Raw genomic sequence first — 16,192 nt, 5'->3', positions numbered from 1 at the left:
GGCTCCACATTAACTTGCCTGTTTGACGCGCATGTACCATTCGACGAGGCGCCGAACCTGCCTCTCCGTGTAACCCCGCGCGGCCATGCGCGAGACGAATTCGCTGTGCTTCTTTTCCGTTTCGGAATCCTTCTTCGATCCGAAGGAAATAACCGGCAAAAGATCTTCGACCTGCGAGAACATTCGCTTTTCGATGACTTCCCGGATTTTCTCGTAACTCGTCCATGACGGATTCTTTCCGCCGTTGGCTGCCCGCGATCTCAAGCAGAACTTGACGATTTCGTTGCGGAAATCCTTCGGATTGGCGATTCCCGCCGGCTTTTCGATTTTCGTCAGTTCCTGGTTGAGGAGCTCGCGGTCGAGAAGCTGGCCGGTATCGGGATCCTTGAAGTCCACGTCTTCGATCCAGGCATCGGCATAGTCCACGTAGCGGTCGAACAGATTCTGTCCGTAATCCGCATAGGATTCAAGATAGGCCTTCTGGATTTCATTTCCAATGAACTCTGCGTAACGCGGCGCAAGATCGGCCTTGATGAATTCCAGATATCGCTTCTCGACATCGTCGGAAAACTGCTCGCGCCGGATCGACTGCTCCAGCACATACATCAGATGAACGGGATCGGCGCCGATATCCGTGGTGTCGTGATTGAAAGTGGAAGCGAGCACCTTGAAGGCGAAGCGGGTCGATATGCCGTCCATGCCCTCGTCGATGCCGGCGGCATCCCGATATTCCTGGACACTGCGGGCACGCGGATCCGTCTCCTTCAGGCTTTCGCCGTCATAGGTGCGCATCTTCGAGAAGTATGTCGAATTCTCATGCTTGCGCAGGCGTGAAAGCACGGAGAAGCGGGCCAGCATTTCGAGCGTTGCCGGGGCGCATGGCGCATCGGCGAGTTCCGATCCCTCGATCAGCTTCTCGTAGATCTTCTGCTCTTCCGTCACGCGCAGGCAATAGGGCACCTTGATCACGCAAATACGGTCGATGAACGCTTCGTTGTTCTTGTTGGCCTTGAAGGTCTGCCATTCCGCCTCGTTCGAATGCGCAAGGACGATGCCGGAGAAGGGTATGGCACCGATATTCTCGGAGCCGATATAGTTCCCCTCCTGCGTCGCCGTCAGCAGCGGATGCAGCATCTTGATCGGCGCCTTGAACATCTCGACGAATTCGAGCACGCCCTGATTGGCGCGGTTGAGGCCGCCCGAATAGCTGTAGGCATCCGGATCGTTCTGGGAATAGGTCTCCAGCTTTCGGATATCGACCTTGCCGACCAAGGACGAGATATCCTGATTGTTCTCGTCCCCAGGCTCGGTCTTGGCGATGGCGATCTGGCGCAACCGCGAAGGCTGTACTCTGACGACGCGGAAGCGGGAAATATCGCCTCCGAAGTCGTCGAGCCGCTTCAGGCACCACGGGCTCATCAGTCCGCTCAGGCGCCGCAGGGGAATGCCGTATTGCTCCTGCAGGAGCGATCCCATCGTGTCCGGGTCGAAGAGGTTGAGCGGACTTTCGAAAACGGGGCTGATCTCGTCACCGGCCTTCAGCACGTAGATCGGATGAACCTCCATCAGCAGCTTCAGCCGCTCCGCCAGCGATGACTTGCCGCCGCCGACCGGGCCGAGCAGATAGAGGATCTGCTTGCGCTCCTCGAGCCCCTGCGCCGCGTGCCGGAAGAAGGAAACGATGCGTTCGATTGTCTCTTCCATGCCGTGGAAGCCGACAAAGGCCGGATAGATCCGGATGGTCCGGTTCATGAAGATCCGGCCGAGGCGGGTGTCCCTGGCAGTGTCGACCATCTGCGCTTCGCCTATCGCGGCGAGCAGCCGCTCGGTCGCATTGGCATAGGCAAGCGGTTCCTTTTTGCAAAGATCGAGATACTCCGAGATCGACATATCGGTCTCGCGACGCGCATCATAGCTGCGGGTGAACGCATCAAATACGGATTCGCTCAGCATGGGCCCTCCATTCAAGGTTAATGCCACAGGCTTCAGGTGTCCCTATAACCATCGAGATGGCCATGACGTTCCTGAGAATCAATAGTTTCGTCGGTTATTCCACGCTCACCGGCCGTTTCTAGCAATGCACGAAATTGTGCATCCACCGGTTCTTTAATTACTGTACGAAACTGTTGGTGAGTATAGTTCAGAAAGACGCCATCGCGGTATCAGCACATTTCACGACGTGACAGAAAGATGAAAAAGGTGTGCAATACCGCCCGTGATTCGAGATCCCGAAAATCAGCGATCGGCAGGCGGCGAGCCCGTTCGATCGGCGAATATCGATTTGCGACGGGCCATATGACGCTGGAAAGTTCGGGATATTCTTAGAAACAGAATATTCTTAGAGAAATGGGCGCATGACGATCATGCGCCGGATATTGCGATCATGTCTCCGCAGGGCTTCAGCCGTTGAACGCATCCTCGAGCGCAGCGACGTCGATCTTGACCATGCCGAGCATCACTTCGGTCACCCGCCTCGCGCGCTCACGGTCGCTGTCGGCGACCATCTCGGAGAGCACGCGCGGCACGATCTGCCAGGAAAGGCCCCAGCGGTCCTTCAGCCAGCCGCACGCCTCCGGCGTGCCGCCATTGGCGAGGAATGCCTCCCATATCCGATCGATCTCGGCCTGGCTTTCCACGAGAATCGCGATCGAGAAGGAATGGTTGAAACTATCGAGCGGGCCGGCCTTCATGGCCAGGAAGGCCTGGTCGGCAAGCGTGAACTCGATCAGTTCGACGCTGCCGGGAGGCCCGCTCGGTGTTTCGGCCGGCAATATGGTGGTGCGGCCGATCCGGGAATCCGGGATAACAGACACATAGAATTCGACGGCTTCGCGCGCTTCCTCGGCGAACCAGAGATTTGAAACGACCTTCGGCATGAAACGATCTCCTTGGTTGACGGATGTTGATCCGGACTCCCGTCCGATGCTCCAAGGACGCGCAGCGGGCGCGGGTTCCGACATGCTGTGCCTGCAATATTTCCGTCGTGTCGCCGCCGTCGCGCCGGCGGGCGCTGTCGCTGAGAGCCAACTGCTTGGGATAGCGGGTGGCTCGGGAATGAAAGCAGAACATCTTTTCTGGTCTTTCCTTCCCGAATCACTACATTACGCGCCATGAGCAATAGTTTCGACGATATGCCCTTCTTCGACGAAGAGCCGGGCGAGATGGCGCGCAAGCCGCAGCCGCCTGCCGCCCCCGCCGAAAGGGCGCCCGTCGCCGGTGGCGGCATCGCGGCGCGCGCCATGGCAGCACGCGACGGCGGCAAGCGGCCGGATTACCTCGCCGGGCTGAACCCCGAACAGACCGAAGCTGTCGAAACGCTGGAAGGCCCGGTCCTCGTGCTCGCCGGCGCCGGCACCGGCAAGACCCGCGTGCTGACGACCCGCATTGCCCATATCCTCAATACCGGCCGCGCCTTTCCCTCGCAGATCCTCGCCGTCACCTTCACCAACAAGGCGGCCCGCGAGATGAAGGAGCGTATCGCGCTGCTCGTCGGCGGCGCCGTCGAAGGCATGCCCTGGCTCGGCACCTTCCATTCGATCGGCGTCAAACTTCTGCGCCGCCACGGGGAGCTCGTCGGCCTGCGTTCCGATTTCACTATTCTCGATACCGACGACGTCATCCGCCTGATCAAGCAGATCATCCAGGCCGAAGGCCTCGACGACAAGCGCTGGCCGGCCAAGCAGTTCGCCGGCATGATCGACACCTGGAAGAACAAAGGCCTCGGCCCCGCCGATATCCCCGAGGGCGACGCCCGCGCCTTTGCCAATGGCCGCGGCCGCGATCTCTATTTTGCGTATCAGGCGCGGCTGACGACGCTGAACGCCTGCGACTTCGGCGACCTGCTGATGCATCCGATCGCGATCTTCCGCAAGAACCCGGATCTCTTGAAGGAATATCACGGCCGCTTCCGCTATATCCTCGTCGACGAGTACCAGGATACCAACACCGCCCAGTACATGTGGCTCAGGCTTCTCGCTCAGCGCCCCAAGGGCGAGCCGCAGAACGTCTGCTGCGTCGGCGACGACGACCAGTCGATCTATGGCTGGCGCGGCGCGGAGGTCGACAATATCCTGCGCTTCGAAAAGGATTTCCCCGGCGCCAAGGTGATCAAGCTCGAGCGCAACTACCGCTCGACCGAACATATCCTCGGGGCCGCCGCCCATCTGATCGCCCATAATGAGGGCCGCCTCGGCAAGACGCTGTTCACCGACCGCTCCGATCCGGACGACGTCAAGGTGCAGGTGCACGCTTCCTGGGATTCGGAAGAGGAGGCGCGCGCCATCGGCGAGGAGATCGAGCAGCTCCAGCGCGGCAAGCATCTCTTGAACGACATGGCGATCCTCGTGCGCGCCTCCTTCCAGATGCGCGAATTCGAAGACCGCTTCGTCACTCTCGGCCTCAACTATCGCGTCATCGGCGGCCCGCGCTTCTACGAGCGCCTCGAGATCCGCGATGCCATGGCCTATTTCCGCCTGGTTGCTCAGGCCGCCGATGACCTCGCCTTCGAGCGCATCGTCAACACCCCGAAGCGCGGCCTCGGCGATACGACGGTGCGCGCGCTGCACGACTATGCGCGTGCCCGCGATATCCCGATGCTTGCGGCAGCCGCCGACATCATCGAGACCGACGAGCTGAAGCCGAAGGCGCGAAAAGCGCTCTTCGACGTGATTCAATCTTTCCGCCGATGGCAGGAACTGCTTGAAAACACGCCGCATACCGAACTTGCCGAGCAGATCCTCGAAGAGTCCGGCTATACCGACATGTGGAAGAACGACAAGAGCGCTGAAGCCCCCGGCCGCCTCGAAAACCTCAAGGAACTGATCCGCTCGATGGAAAGCTTCGAGTCGATGCGCGGCTTCCTCGAACACGTCTCCCTGGTGATGGATGCTGAGACCAACGAGAACCTCGACGCCGTCTCGATCATGACGCTGCACTCGGCCAAGGGCCTGGAATTCGACACCGTCTTCCTGCCGGGCTGGGAGGAAGGCCTCTTCCCGCACCAGCGCTCGCTGGATGAGAGCGGCCGCGCCGGCCTGGAGGAGGAACGCCGCCTCGCCTATGTCGGCATCACCCGCGCCAAGCACCGCTGCCACGTCTGGTTCGTCTCCAACCGCCGCATCCATGGCCTCTGGCAGTCGACCCTCCCCTCGCGCTTCCTCGACGAACTGCCGGAAACCCATGTCGAGGTCGCCGCAATGGAGCAGAGCTACGGCGGGTATGGCCGCGGCGGCTACGGCCAGTCCCGCTTCGACAAGGCCGAACCCTTCGCCAACTCGTATTCCACTCCTGGCTGGAAACGCGCCCAGGCCAACAAGACCGACGCTACGCGCGATAATTGGGGCACCCGCTCCGGCCACGCCGTCGAACGCATCGGCTACGGCGAAAGCGGCCCGAAGGGGCGTACCATCGAAGGCGAGTTGGTGGCGAAATCGACCTCGTCGGAACCATCGAGATTCACCCTCGGCGATCGCGTATTCCACCTGAAATTCGGCAACGGCAACATCACTGGCATCGAGGGCAACAAGCTGACGATCGAGTTCGACCGGGCCGGACAGAAACGGGTGCTGGACGGATTCGTCGATCGCGTGTGACTCAGAGCAATTCCAGGAAAAGTGCGAAGCGGTTTTCCGTCCGGAATTGCGTAAAATAAAAGATTGGAGCGGTTCTGCGCTCCCATGAAAAGCTGAACCGATCCAAGTCAGCACGACGCGAAAACGCTCACCCGAGCATCCGCATCCTTCCAAGCCCGAGAATATCGTTGACGAGGGCGATGCCCATGCCCGCGGCGACGATTCCCAACCCGATCAGAAAGAGCCGGCGCGACCGATCATAATTGGTGGCGACGAGGGAGTTCCGCGCCAGCAAATCGGCAAAGACCTTCACCTGGACGGCGATGCCCACGGTCAGGAACAGCATCGGCAGAATATCGATGCGGCTCCAGTCATTGGGATTAGAAACCCAGACACTGATGAAATTGAGCGAGAAGCCAAGGATGATTCCAGCCGCCGTCAGCGACCCGTTGCGAAACGTCGCATCGATCTTTTCGTCGGGATCCGGCTCTGACATGGTTTCGCTTCCGGCTTGCTTCCAAGGGTAAGAAAGGCAGAAATCATGACCCGGAGCAAGGTCGGTTGACGTCGCCTCTCGCGGAAAGCAGACGAAATGCCGTAGCCGCGCAAACCCGGGCACTCCGCCCATAGCTCTTCCGCACTGCGTTACGGCATTTCGGGCCAACACCGGCATGGATTTAATCGCGCTCAGACACCGATCGCCCCGTCAACTCTCGCAATGATCGTATTAGAGCATTCTGTTTCGACGACTTACGACCGCTAGTGCCAGAATTAACACTTGCGCGTCCGCGCCTGGAAATCCACTAGTTGATCCATTCAGTGCGCTTGGCGTCTTGCACTGCAATAGAGCGAAGGGATTGGCCTTGATGAAAGCGCTGCTGCTCGTCGATATTCAGAACGGCTTCTGTCCGGGCGGCAATCTGCCGGTGCCGGAGGGCGACAAGGTTGTTCCCGTCGCAAACAGACTGATCGACAGCGGCAAATACGATCTGATCGTCGCTTCGCAGGACTGGCATCCGCCGGGCCACGGCAGCTTCGCCTCCGCCCATCCCGGTGCCGCCCCCTTCGAGATGGGAGAACTGTCGGGCAAGCCACAGATGATGTGGCCCGATCACTGCATTCAGGGTACGCTCGATGCCGAACTGCACCCCGAGCTCAAATCCGAAGAGATCGACCTGATCCAGCAGAAGGGCGAGGATCCTGCTATCGACAGCTATTCGGCCTTCCGCGACAATGACCGCGATGCCTCGACCGGCCTTTCCGATTTCCTCGAGGATCAGGGCGTCACCGACCTCGACGTCTGCGGGCTGGCGACCGATTATTGCGTCAAGTTCTCCGCGCTCGATGCGCTGGAGATGATGCCTGACGTTCGCGTGCGCTTCATCGAGGATGCAAGCCGCGGCATCACGCCCGAAGGCGTCGCCGCCGCCATCGAAGAAATGCGGACACATGGCATCGCGATCATCGACAGCGCCAAGGTCCTGGCCGGCTGATTGAGATCAGCGACAAAAGACAGTGTGGCGGATGTCGGATCGGCACCCGCCCATCCGTCCTTGGCTCTGAACGCACCAATCATGGGAGTTGAGAGATGAGAAAGCTTGTTACCGCAGCCTTCGTGAGCTTGGATGGCGTCATGCAGGCGCCGGGCACGCCGCAGGAGGATCCGACCGGCGGCTTCACCCTTGGCGGCTGGACCGTCAATTACTGGGACGAGCCGATGGGCGGTTTCATGGACCGGATTTTTACCGACCCCTTCGCGCTGTTGCTCGGCCGCAAGACCTACGAGATCTTCGCAGCGCACTGGCCCTTCGTCGGCAAAGACGATCCCATCGGAAGAGCCTTCAATTCCGCGACCAAATATGTCGCAACCACTTCCGCCGAGCCGCTCACCTGGGAAAATTCTGTTGCGCTGCGCGGCGATGCCGCCGCCGAAATCGCCCGCTTGAAGCAGGAGGACGGTCCGGACCTCCTGACGCAGGGCAGCAGCGGCCTGCTGCAAACCCTGCTGGTGCACGACCTGATCGACGAACTCCGGCTCCTGACCTTCCCGCTCATCCTTGGCCCCGGCAAGCGCCTGTTCGGCAAGGGCACCAAGCCGGCGGCGCTGAAGCTCACCGCCAGCTCGGTATCGACGACAGGCGTCATCATGAGCGTCTACGAGCGCGCCGGCAAAGTCGACACCGGCAGCTTCGCGATGGCCGAGCCCTCGCAGGCGAGCGCGAGGGCTGAGAAAGCGCGGGCGAGCGAAAGAGCGGAAGTTAGGCAGGCAGCTGTCTGGCTTCTTATTTCAAGACATAGGCGTCGTAGGTCTCATCGCTTCCGGCAACCGCACCGAAGCTTTTGACGAGCTCTGTCGCGCTTTGGAAAGCCGAAATCTCCTCTGGCGTCAGAGACAGCCGCCATACGTAGCTTTCACGCAAGGAGACGGGAGCAGTGATCCGATCGAGCCGCTGCGAGAGAAGAATGATGACAGGCACCCCCTCACTCTGCTGCAATCGGCGTGCTGATTGGAGGATATCGGCAAGGCTGAGCGAAAGCCGCGCGTTGCGGGTATATCGCACAATGGCGCCGAACCGCTCCTCCCGCAGGAGATAGGTGCGATTGGAGACGTAATAGGGCAAGGCTTCCACGAGATAGTCGGGATCCGCTATGATGACCGCGTCCTTGAGATCAGGGCGCGATTGCATGAACGCGCCGAAATCCTTGCTTCGGCTCAGGGGTATTTCGGCTATGAAGGCCTGATTGATCTTTTCGATACCGGACACGACCTGTAGCGCCAGCAATATCAGGAAGCACAGACGCCCGAACCTTACGATCCCGCCAGCAGCCTCGATGCTGGCAGCGCCCGCCCCCTCGCGCTGAGTATGTCTGGTCAAGGCGGTGATCGCGATCATGAAAACCAGCCAGAGCACCTGATGTCTGTATCCGCCCGGATAGACAAGCGTAAAAAGCAGCGAAAGCCCCAAGAGAACCACTCCGGCTGCGATCATCGCCGGCCGCCGGTTCGCCAGTGCCAACAGGCTGGCGTAGATGAGCACGGACATCAACGCTGCGAAAATATGGGAGGCCAACGGATATGCCACGACCAGTTCAAGGACGCGGTTGGGATAGAATTCCATAAAATGGGAACTGGGCACGGCAAGCGCACCAAGGGCAAACAAAGCGAAATTCTTGCCGCTGAGATCGTTCTGCCCCGTATCATTGAAGGTCGGATAGACCGTTACGAAACATAGAACAACTCCAACCGCGGCAATGGCAGCGGCTGTCGCAAAGGCCCGATATTCCGTCAGAGGAGGCCTTGGTCGCGCCAGAAGCAAATCGAAAAACCAATAGGCAAGGAAGCCGCCGACGAGCACGACCGAATGGACATTGGTATTTGCAAGCAAGGCAAACAACAGGCCGAGCAATATGCCGTTGCGTGCTCCTCTCTCCCAATTCAGGACGATAAGAAAAATCACCAGCATGCTGATGCCGTAATTTCGCGACATCGCGGCATATTCGAAAATCGAAAAGCTGCTGAACAACGACAGCAGCATGATGGAAAGCGGCAGTTTCAGCCTGAAAACCAGAAGATAGGCCGCCGCGGCCGCAACCGTCAGGGCGACGACCTTCAGGACGACAGGCGAGCCGACCACGACATAGGCGGCGCGCAGCAGAATATACCAAAGACCAGGATGACCCTCGCCATGCATCCGGCGAAGCATATCGATGAAATTATCCCCCTGGAGGGCGAGTGACAAAGCACGAACCTCGTCACGCCAGACCGTTTCGGACCAGCAAAGCGCAGACGCCAGCGTAAGCCAGACCGTGAAGATCAACGCTTTGCCGAGCTTGGCGGATCGAGGTTCATCGATAACAGAGACAATCACGGCCAAATAACACGCAACCCGGTGAACGAAAGCGTCACGACCATATCGGTGCAGAAATAATTTGGCGTTAAGTGAAGGCTCTGGTTTGATTCTAAGGCGCTAGAATTTTTTCCTCCCTCTCAAGCAGATGGATATCTTCGGCCATGTCTTCCATTCGCTTCAACAGGGCTGCCTGCGCATCTCTCAGCCCTCGATTGTAGACGTACGGGCCGATCTCCTCGACGAAGAAGTCAAGCAGGAATTCAGCCGGCAAAGCGCCGATGGGATCCAGCTCCCGGTCGAAATAAGCGCGGATGCGCGAAACGATCTCAGCCTTTTCTTCCTTCGAAAATTCGATCTTCTTCATGGTTGCCTCTTTACCGAATGCGATCGGGAGTTTGATGGTTCAGCGAAATCGATTGGTCAATCAATGAAATTCAATTGCCGTTGCAAGCAGTAGACCATAAGGGAAAACCTGAATTCCAACAGGAAAGATCCCATGAATCGCGCCGACTTTGTTGAAGGTTTGCGGGGCGGCTCCGCCGTCGCGCTGGCATCGGCGCCCTTTGGCGCCCTGTTCGGAGCGCTCGCGGTCGAAAACGGCATGTCGCTCTCCGAAGCCGCCTTCATGAGTGCCACGGTCTATGCCGGCGCCAGCCAGATGGTCGGCATCGAACTCTTCGGCCACAATGTCCACGCCTGGCTGATCGTGCTGTCGATCCTCGCCGTCAATTTCCGCCACGTGCTCTATTCGGCGGCGCTGGCGCGCTACATCGGCCATTTCACGCCGGTGCAGAAATTCTTCACCTTCTTCCTGCTCGTCGATCCGCAATTCGCCGAAGCGGTAAAGCGCGGCGAGGCCGGCCGACAACTCACCTTCGCCTGGTATTTCGGCTTCGCCATCATCATCTACATCCCATGGGTGCTGATCAGCGTCGCCGGCGGCATGCTCGGCGGCTTCATTGGCGATCCTAAGGCCATCGGCCTCGACATCCTGCTGCCGGCCTACTTCCTCGGCATCGTCCTCGGCTTCCGCAAGCGAGACAATTTCCTGCCCGTGGCGCTCGTCAGCGCGGTGGCTTCCGTACTCGCCTACCGCTATGTCGGCTCGCCCTGGCATGTCAGCCTCGGTGCTGCCGTTGGCATCCTACTCGCCGCCGTGCTGCCTTTGCCGCCGCAAGAGGCTGATCTCGAAGCCGACGCCCTTAAATCCGAAGTGCACGAGGTCTAAGCCATGGAATTTGATCTTCACATGGCGCTCGTCATCCTCGCTGCAGCCGCCGCCACCTTCGCCACCCGCATCGGCGGGTATATCCTCATCACCCGAATGAAGAGCATTCCCCCGCGCATGGAGGCGGCGCTGAATGCCGTGCCGGCCGCCGTGCTGACGACGCTGGTCGCACCCGCCTTCTTCATCGGCGGCTGGGAATCGAAGCTGGCGCTGATCACCGCCCTCTTCATCGGCCTGCGCTTCACCCATACATGGATGCTGGTCGCCGCCTGGATCGTCGTGATGACCTGGCGCCACACGATCGGCGCCTGAGCACCGGCCCGACAGCCGGCGCAGAAATTCAAGGCATCCCGTTTTCTCAATATTCCAGCGGCAGCGTCGCGTTTTCGAGCCACGCCCTGACATCGTGATCATGGATGAGCGGCATCAGCGCCTCACATGTGCGGCGATGATAGTCGTTGAACCAGTGCAGCTCGTCATGGGTCAGAAGCTCGGGAATGACGAGACTGCGGTCGATCGGGCAGAAGGTCAGCGTCTCGAATCCGAGCATCGGCGCATCGCCGCCCTCGATCTCTTCGGCCCCGCGCACATAGATCAGGTTCTCGATGCGGATGCCGAAGCTGCCGGGCCGGTAATAGCCAGGCTCGTTCGAAAGGATCATGCCGGGCAGCAGTTCCTGCGTCGACAGCCTGGAGATGCGCTGCGGCCCCTCATGCACCGAGAGATAGGAGCCGACGCCGTGGCCTGTGCCATGGGCGAAATCGGCGCCGGCCCGCCACAGCGCGATGCGCGCCAGCGGATCGAGATCGCAGCCGCGCGTGCCCTTCGGGAAACGCGCTGTGCTGATCTCTATCATCCCCTTCAGCACCAGCGTGAAGAAGCGCCGATGCTCTTCCGATACCGTACCGATTCCGACCGTGCGGGTGATGTCGGTCGTGCCGTTGATATATTGCGCGCCCGAATCGATCAGGAAGAGTTCGCCGGCTTCGATCACCCGGTTGGTCTCGGTCGTCACGCGGTAATGCATGATCGCCGCATGTTCGCCGGCACCTGAAATCGTATCGAAGGAAATGTCCTTCAGCGGGTTCTGCATGCTCTGGCCGACGCGGGCGCGCGCCGCTTCGAGATGTTCGGCAGCAGCGATCTCGCTCACCGTGCCGGGCTTCGTCTGCGACAGCCAATAAAGGAATTCCACCATCGCCGCCCCGTCCTGTAGATGGGCGGCGGCCGAACCGTTGATCTCGACGTCGTTCTTCACTGCGCGCGGCAACTTGGCGGGATCGGCGCCCTCCACCACTTCGCCGCCCGCCTTGCGGATGATCTCCGCCAGCGCATAGGCCGCGATGTCAGGATCGATCAGCACGCGGCCGCCATCCCTGGAAACGGCGGTGAGCTTTTCTTCCAGCGCCGATGGCGGCAGCTGCGTGCAGATCTGCGCGAGATATGCCTCCGGCTCGATGCCGGTCTTGCGCTTGTCGAGGAAGATCTCGGCCCGGCCGTCGGCATGGACGATGGCGCGCGCCAGCGGATGCGGCGTGTGCGGCACATCGGCGCCGCGAATATTGAAAGTCCAGGCGACCGAAGAGGGATCGGCGATCAACACCGCCGCAAGGTTCTTCTTCGAAAGATCCGCGGCGATCGTCGCGATCTTCTCTCTCGCCAGCACGCCGGCCTGCGCGACGTTCTGGATGCTGACCGCGCCAAGCGGCTCGGCCGGCCGGTCGGCCCAAAGCCTGTCGAGCGGATTGTGCGGCAGGAAGACCAGCGTGCCGCCGATCTCCGACAGCGCCCTTTCCAGACGGCGTACCTCGGCCCCGGCATGCAGCCAGGGGTCGATGCCGAGCCGCAGGCCCTTGGCTCCGTTTGCGGCGAGCCAGACATGCGGCGGCTCGTTGACGAGATCGCCGCCCGAAAAGACCGAACCGTCGACCTGTTCGGCAAGCTGCGTCACATAACGTCCGTCGACGAAGACGATCGCCTGCGTGCGCAGGATCAGCGCAATGCCGGCCGAGCCGGTAAAGCCCGTCAGCCACGCCAAGCGCTCCGAACATGCGGGAACATATTCGCCGTTGAATTCATCGGCGCGCGGCACGAGGAAGGCGTCGACGCCAAGCGAATCGAAACTGGCGCGTAGTGCGGAAACCCGATCCCTGCCGAATTGCGGCGTAGAGGTAACCTCGAAAGACTGGAACATGCTGGAAACCTGAATGATTGAGACGAATCCGGTTAATGGGATGCCGGCCATGTTAGCGAAATTTCAATCGATGGGGAGAAAAAGCGTCAAAACGAGTCGAACCCCTGGGACCGCTCAACATTTTGACAGAACTGTGACGCCAAAAGTTAATTTGGCACGCTTTATGCATTGGCCGCATGGCTCCCATGAGCGAAACCCCCTGCCTCCGCATTTCAGAATAGCTATATAGGCGTCATCGAACGGTTCGCGATGAACCTGTAAACAAAGGAATTCTTGAAATGACCGCCTCTCTCTCGCGCTTCGCATATAGCTGCCCGGTGCAGGCTGGCGAACGCCAGACCGTGCGTCACGTGATCGGCGCCCGCCGTCCGCAGAACGAGGACAGCCTCAAGCTGCTCGGCGCCGGCCAGCGGGCCACGCGCCACAAGGGCGCCCCCAGCTACGCGTTCTAAGCCTGAAAGCCAGTCCGTCTCCTCCCTCCCGGACCGGCCTATTGGAATGCAGTAGAGCCCGCTCGAGCGCTCCTCCCCTTGAGCTCGCGGGCATTGACCGGATAGACCGGTCCAAGGCGGTGCCATCGGCACCGCCTTTTTCTTATCTTCAACAAGGCTCACAGAGCGGTTCCGTTTCGATAAGGCGGTGCGGCACCCGCCACCGCCCTCATCCCTGTGCTTGTCACAGGGATCCAGTGCGCCCAAGTCCTTGGGCGCGGGAAAACTCTCTTCAAGCTCGTATGAAGTCATTCACCGCGCAGACGCGCGGTGGCTGGATCCCTGTGACGGGCACAGGGATGAGGGTGGGGAGGAGGCGCGTTGCCTTAAACAAGGCATGCGTTGCAGGAGAAATCACCTGCTCACAACCTTGAAAGCTCAGGGCCGATCGAGATGAATAGTCACCCAGCCGTTGCGCCAGATGGTTCTGACATGGCGAAGCCTCGCGCCACTATAGGCAGCAATCACCTTCCAGCGCTGCCCGGCAAGGATGCCGGAGAGAATGACCGATCCGCCAGGCGCAAGATGCGTCGCAAGCTTCGGCGCCATGCGGATCAGCGGCCGGGCGAGAATGTTGGCGATGATGAGATCGAAGGGGCCATGCTCGGAAAAGGCCGTCGAATGAAAGCCCGGCGCGGTCCTGGTAACGATGCCCGAGGCGATGCCGTTGCGGCGCACGTTCTCGGCCGCCACCTTCGTCGCGATCGGATCGATGTCGGTCGCCAGCACCGGTATGTTCCTGAGCTTGCGCACCGCAATCGCCAGTACGCCGCTACCGGTGCCGAGATCGAGCGCGTTGCGGACCGAGCGCGAACGCACCACGCTATCGATCACCTCGAGGCAGCCGGCCGTCGTGCCGTGATGGCCGGTGCCGAAGGCCTGGCCGGCATCGATCTCGATGGCGATGTCGCCGGGGCGGATCTTGTCGCGGTCATGCGAGCCATGTACCAGGAAACGCCCCGCCCGGACGGGCTTCAGCCCCTCCAGCGATTTCACCACCCAGTCGATCTCGGGGATGACTTCCCGCTCCAGCCGGGCATCGGGGAAAGAAGCCTTTAATGCGTCCTCGACGCGGGATTGCACCTCAGCCTCGTCCTCGGCCATCATATAGATCGAGGCTTCCCAGATATCCTTCTTCTCATCGATCTCGGTGGTGCCGATGGCAAAGTCTTCTTCACCGAAGACTGCGCTCAGAAGGTCGAGGATCTCCTCGGCCTTGGCTTCGGTCGTCGTCACATAAAGGCGGATTTCACTCACAATAGGCGGTCTTTCCCGTTTCCGTTGCCCGCCGCCGATCGAGCCAACGCCCCATCACGCTGAAGCTGTCACCCCTTGCTGACGAGATTCTCCAGCTTCTTTACCGCCGTGTCCGGGTTTTCGCCATAGGCGATCGTTCCGGAAAACCGCCCGGCCGAATCGAGCAGGAAGACCGAGGCGGTGTGATCCATCGTATAGTCGCCGTTCGGATCCTTCTCATCGACCGGCACTTTCTTGGCGTAGACGCGGAACCCCTTGACCACCTCGGCGATCTTGTCGGGCGCGCCCGAAATGCCGGTGATGCGCTTGGAAACATTGGAGACGTATTCGTTCATGATCTCGGGCGTGTCGCGCTCCGGATCGACGGTCACGAAATAGGCCTGCAGCTTATCGCCCTTCGGATCGACCTTCTCCAACCAGCCGTTCAGCTCGAAAAGCGTCGTCGGGCAGACTTCCGGGCAATGGGTGAAGCCGAAGAACAGCGCCGTCGGCTTGCCGCGCAGCGCCTCCTCGGTGATCGGCTGTCCGCTTTGGGAGACCAGCGTGAAGGGCACGCCGAAGGGCGGTTCTGCCACCATGTCCCTCGACTTCGTCATGTTGAGCGTGTACGCGCCAAGAAACCCGGCAAGTATCAGGACACCGACCCAGACGGCGATGCGGAATGTCTTCATTGGCATGATCCTCGATCCGGGCGGAGACGCACGGTCCGCCCCTGCCCCGCGTGATTATAGCCTCGATCGGACGCGCGCAATTCAAGAATATGTTTCTGACCGGTGATTAATTGTCTCACCGATAGAAACTGCAACGGCAACGAAATCCGACCTTAGGAATCGGCACGGATCAAAAATGGCATGTTTGTGAATAGCTTGCCGTTTGAGCGGCGGGTAATCGGAAAATACATATCGTTAGGAAAGACTTAAGCCGTCACATCTATATTTAACAGCGGTTCTGCATCGCCTCTCCCGCTGGGGACAACTGGGAAGAATTCTGACCATGAACAACAACAACGCCATCAAGCAGTCGGGCGCTTATCTTGAAATCGTTTCGTTCCATCTGGGCGATCAGGAATTCTGTATCGACATCATGGCTATCCGCGAAATTCGCGGCTGGGCGCCGGTGACGCCGATGCCGCACACCCCGCCCTACGTCTTGGGTCTCATTAACCTGCGCGGTGCGGTGATCCCCGTCATCGACATGGCCTGCCGCCTCGGCATGAAGATGACCGAGCCATCTGAGCGCTCGGCGATCATCGTCACCGACATCGCCGGCAAGCTGGTCGGCCTGCTGGTCGAGCAGGTTTCCGACATGATGACCATCAAAAGCGAAGACCTGCAGCCGCCGCCGGAAATCATCCCGGAAGCCCAGCGCGCCTTCTGCCGCGGCATCGTCGCGCTCGAAAAGACCATGGTCTGCTTCTTGAACCTCGACACGGTCATTGCCGACGAGCTGACGCAGGCCGCCTGAGGAATACTTATATCTGGAATTCGAAGGCCCGGCTCGTCCGGGCCTTTTTAGTTTCGGGTGGAGAATAAAGCCGGCATCGGATCAGTTTTTAGGAAAACCCCTCCCCAACCCCTCCCCACAAGGGGGAGGGACTAAGC

The 16,192-nt window shown here is 60.1% G+C and carries 14 protein-coding genes and 1 pseudogene; 7 read left to right on the top strand and 8 right to left on the bottom strand.

Features of this window, described 5'->3' with window-relative positions; all coding sequences use genetic code 11:
• Positions 1–9 precede the first annotated feature (9 nt).
• Both GFM02_RS08455 and GFM02_RS08450 read right to left on the bottom strand, forming a co-directional pair.
• Positions 10–1,953: a PrkA family serine protein kinase gene (locus tag GFM02_RS08455; RefSeq protein ID WP_020050804.1), complete on the bottom strand. Its 1,944-nt coding sequence runs from the start codon at positions 1,951–1,953 to the stop codon at positions 10–12.
• Between the two features lie 446 nt (positions 1,954–2,399).
• Positions 2,400–2,876, bottom strand: a complete 477-nt coding sequence (locus GFM02_RS08450; protein ID WP_020050805.1) for a VOC family protein — start codon at positions 2,874–2,876, stop codon at positions 2,400–2,402.
• 234 nt (positions 2,877–3,110) lie between these two features.
• Between GFM02_RS08450 and GFM02_RS08445 the strand changes: the two genes are divergently transcribed.
• On the top strand, positions 3,111–5,591 hold the full coding sequence (locus tag GFM02_RS08445; protein ID WP_168273090.1) for an ATP-dependent helicase: 2,481 nt from the start codon (positions 3,111–3,113) through the stop codon (positions 5,589–5,591).
• A gap of 127 nt (positions 5,592–5,718) precedes the next feature.
• Here GFM02_RS08445 and GFM02_RS08440 read toward each other — a convergent pair whose 3' ends face one another.
• On the bottom strand, positions 5,719–6,066 hold the full coding sequence (locus tag GFM02_RS08440) for a hypothetical protein (protein WP_131666710.1): 348 nt from the start codon (positions 6,064–6,066) through the stop codon (positions 5,719–5,721).
• Positions 6,067–6,436: 370 nt separating this feature from the next.
• Here GFM02_RS08440 and pncA point away from each other — a divergent pair, with 370 nt between their 5' ends.
• Both pncA and GFM02_RS08430 read left to right on the top strand, forming a co-directional pair.
• Positions 6,437–7,063, top strand: coding sequence for a bifunctional nicotinamidase/pyrazinamidase (gene pncA, locus GFM02_RS08435; RefSeq protein WP_026265348.1), 627 nt, complete (start codon positions 6,437–6,439; stop codon positions 7,061–7,063).
• A gap of 95 nt (positions 7,064–7,158) precedes the next feature.
• A pseudogene (locus tag GFM02_RS08430) lies at positions 7,159–7,809 on the top strand (dihydrofolate reductase family protein); the annotation flags it as partial.
• A 43-nt stretch (positions 7,810–7,852) separates the two neighbouring features.
• Here the strand turns inward: GFM02_RS08430 and GFM02_RS08425 are convergent.
• Together GFM02_RS08425 and GFM02_RS08420 are read right to left on the bottom strand one after the other, a co-directional pair.
• Positions 7,853–9,445, bottom strand: a complete 1,593-nt coding sequence (locus GFM02_RS08425) for a hypothetical protein (protein ID WP_168321393.1) — start codon at positions 9,443–9,445, stop codon at positions 7,853–7,855.
• A gap of 85 nt (positions 9,446–9,530) precedes the next feature.
• A complete protein-coding gene (locus GFM02_RS08420; protein WP_017961276.1) occupies positions 9,531–9,785 on the bottom strand; it encodes a DUF2164 domain-containing protein in 255 nt (84 codons plus the stop codon).
• 132 nt (positions 9,786–9,917) lie between these two features.
• On the opposite strand from GFM02_RS08420, the gene GFM02_RS08415 reads away from it, so the two are divergent.
• A complete protein-coding gene (locus GFM02_RS08415) occupies positions 9,918–10,649 on the top strand; it encodes an AzlC family ABC transporter permease (RefSeq protein WP_077978777.1) in 732 nt (243 codons plus the stop codon).
• 3 nt (positions 10,650–10,652) lie between these two features.
• Positions 10,653–10,961, top strand: coding sequence for an AzlD family protein (locus tag GFM02_RS08410; RefSeq protein ID WP_168321392.1), 309 nt, complete (start codon positions 10,653–10,655; stop codon positions 10,959–10,961).
• A 46-nt stretch (positions 10,962–11,007) separates the two neighbouring features.
• Here the strand turns inward: GFM02_RS08410 and GFM02_RS08405 are convergent, their stop codons facing one another.
• The gene (locus GFM02_RS08405; RefSeq protein WP_168321391.1) at positions 11,008–12,843 is read right to left on the bottom strand and encodes an aminopeptidase P family protein; all 1,836 of its coding nucleotides are present in this window, start codon (positions 12,841–12,843) and stop codon (positions 11,008–11,010) included.
• A 278-nt stretch (positions 12,844–13,121) separates the two neighbouring features.
• On the opposite strand from GFM02_RS08405, the gene GFM02_RS08400 reads away from it, so the two are divergent.
• The gene (locus tag GFM02_RS08400; RefSeq protein ID WP_168321390.1) at positions 13,122–13,295 is read left to right on the top strand and encodes a hypothetical protein; all 174 of its coding nucleotides are present in this window, start codon (positions 13,122–13,124) and stop codon (positions 13,293–13,295) included.
• 417 nt (positions 13,296–13,712) lie between these two features.
• Here GFM02_RS08400 and GFM02_RS08395 read toward each other — a convergent pair whose 3' ends face one another.
• Positions 13,713–14,591: a 50S ribosomal protein L11 methyltransferase gene (locus GFM02_RS08395; protein WP_131666704.1), complete on the bottom strand. Its 879-nt coding sequence runs from the start codon at positions 14,589–14,591 to the stop codon at positions 13,713–13,715.
• Between the two features lie 68 nt (positions 14,592–14,659).
• Positions 14,660–15,262: an SCO family protein gene (locus GFM02_RS08390; protein WP_131666703.1), complete on the bottom strand. Its 603-nt coding sequence runs from the start codon at positions 15,260–15,262 to the stop codon at positions 14,660–14,662.
• A 322-nt stretch (positions 15,263–15,584) separates the two neighbouring features.
• Between GFM02_RS08390 and GFM02_RS08385 the strand changes: the two genes are divergently transcribed.
• Positions 15,585–16,055, top strand: coding sequence for a chemotaxis protein CheW (locus tag GFM02_RS08385; protein WP_003541378.1), 471 nt, complete (start codon positions 15,585–15,587; stop codon positions 16,053–16,055).
• The last annotated feature ends 137 nt before the right edge of the window (positions 16,056–16,192 follow it).

This window comes from Rhizobium leguminosarum bv. viciae (assembly GCF_012276115.1).
Lineage (GTDB): Bacteria > Pseudomonadota > Alphaproteobacteria > Rhizobiales > Rhizobiaceae > Rhizobium > Rhizobium leguminosarum_T.
The sequence above is the reverse complement of the archived record's forward strand: the minus strand, read 5'-3'. Positions and strand labels throughout refer to the sequence as shown.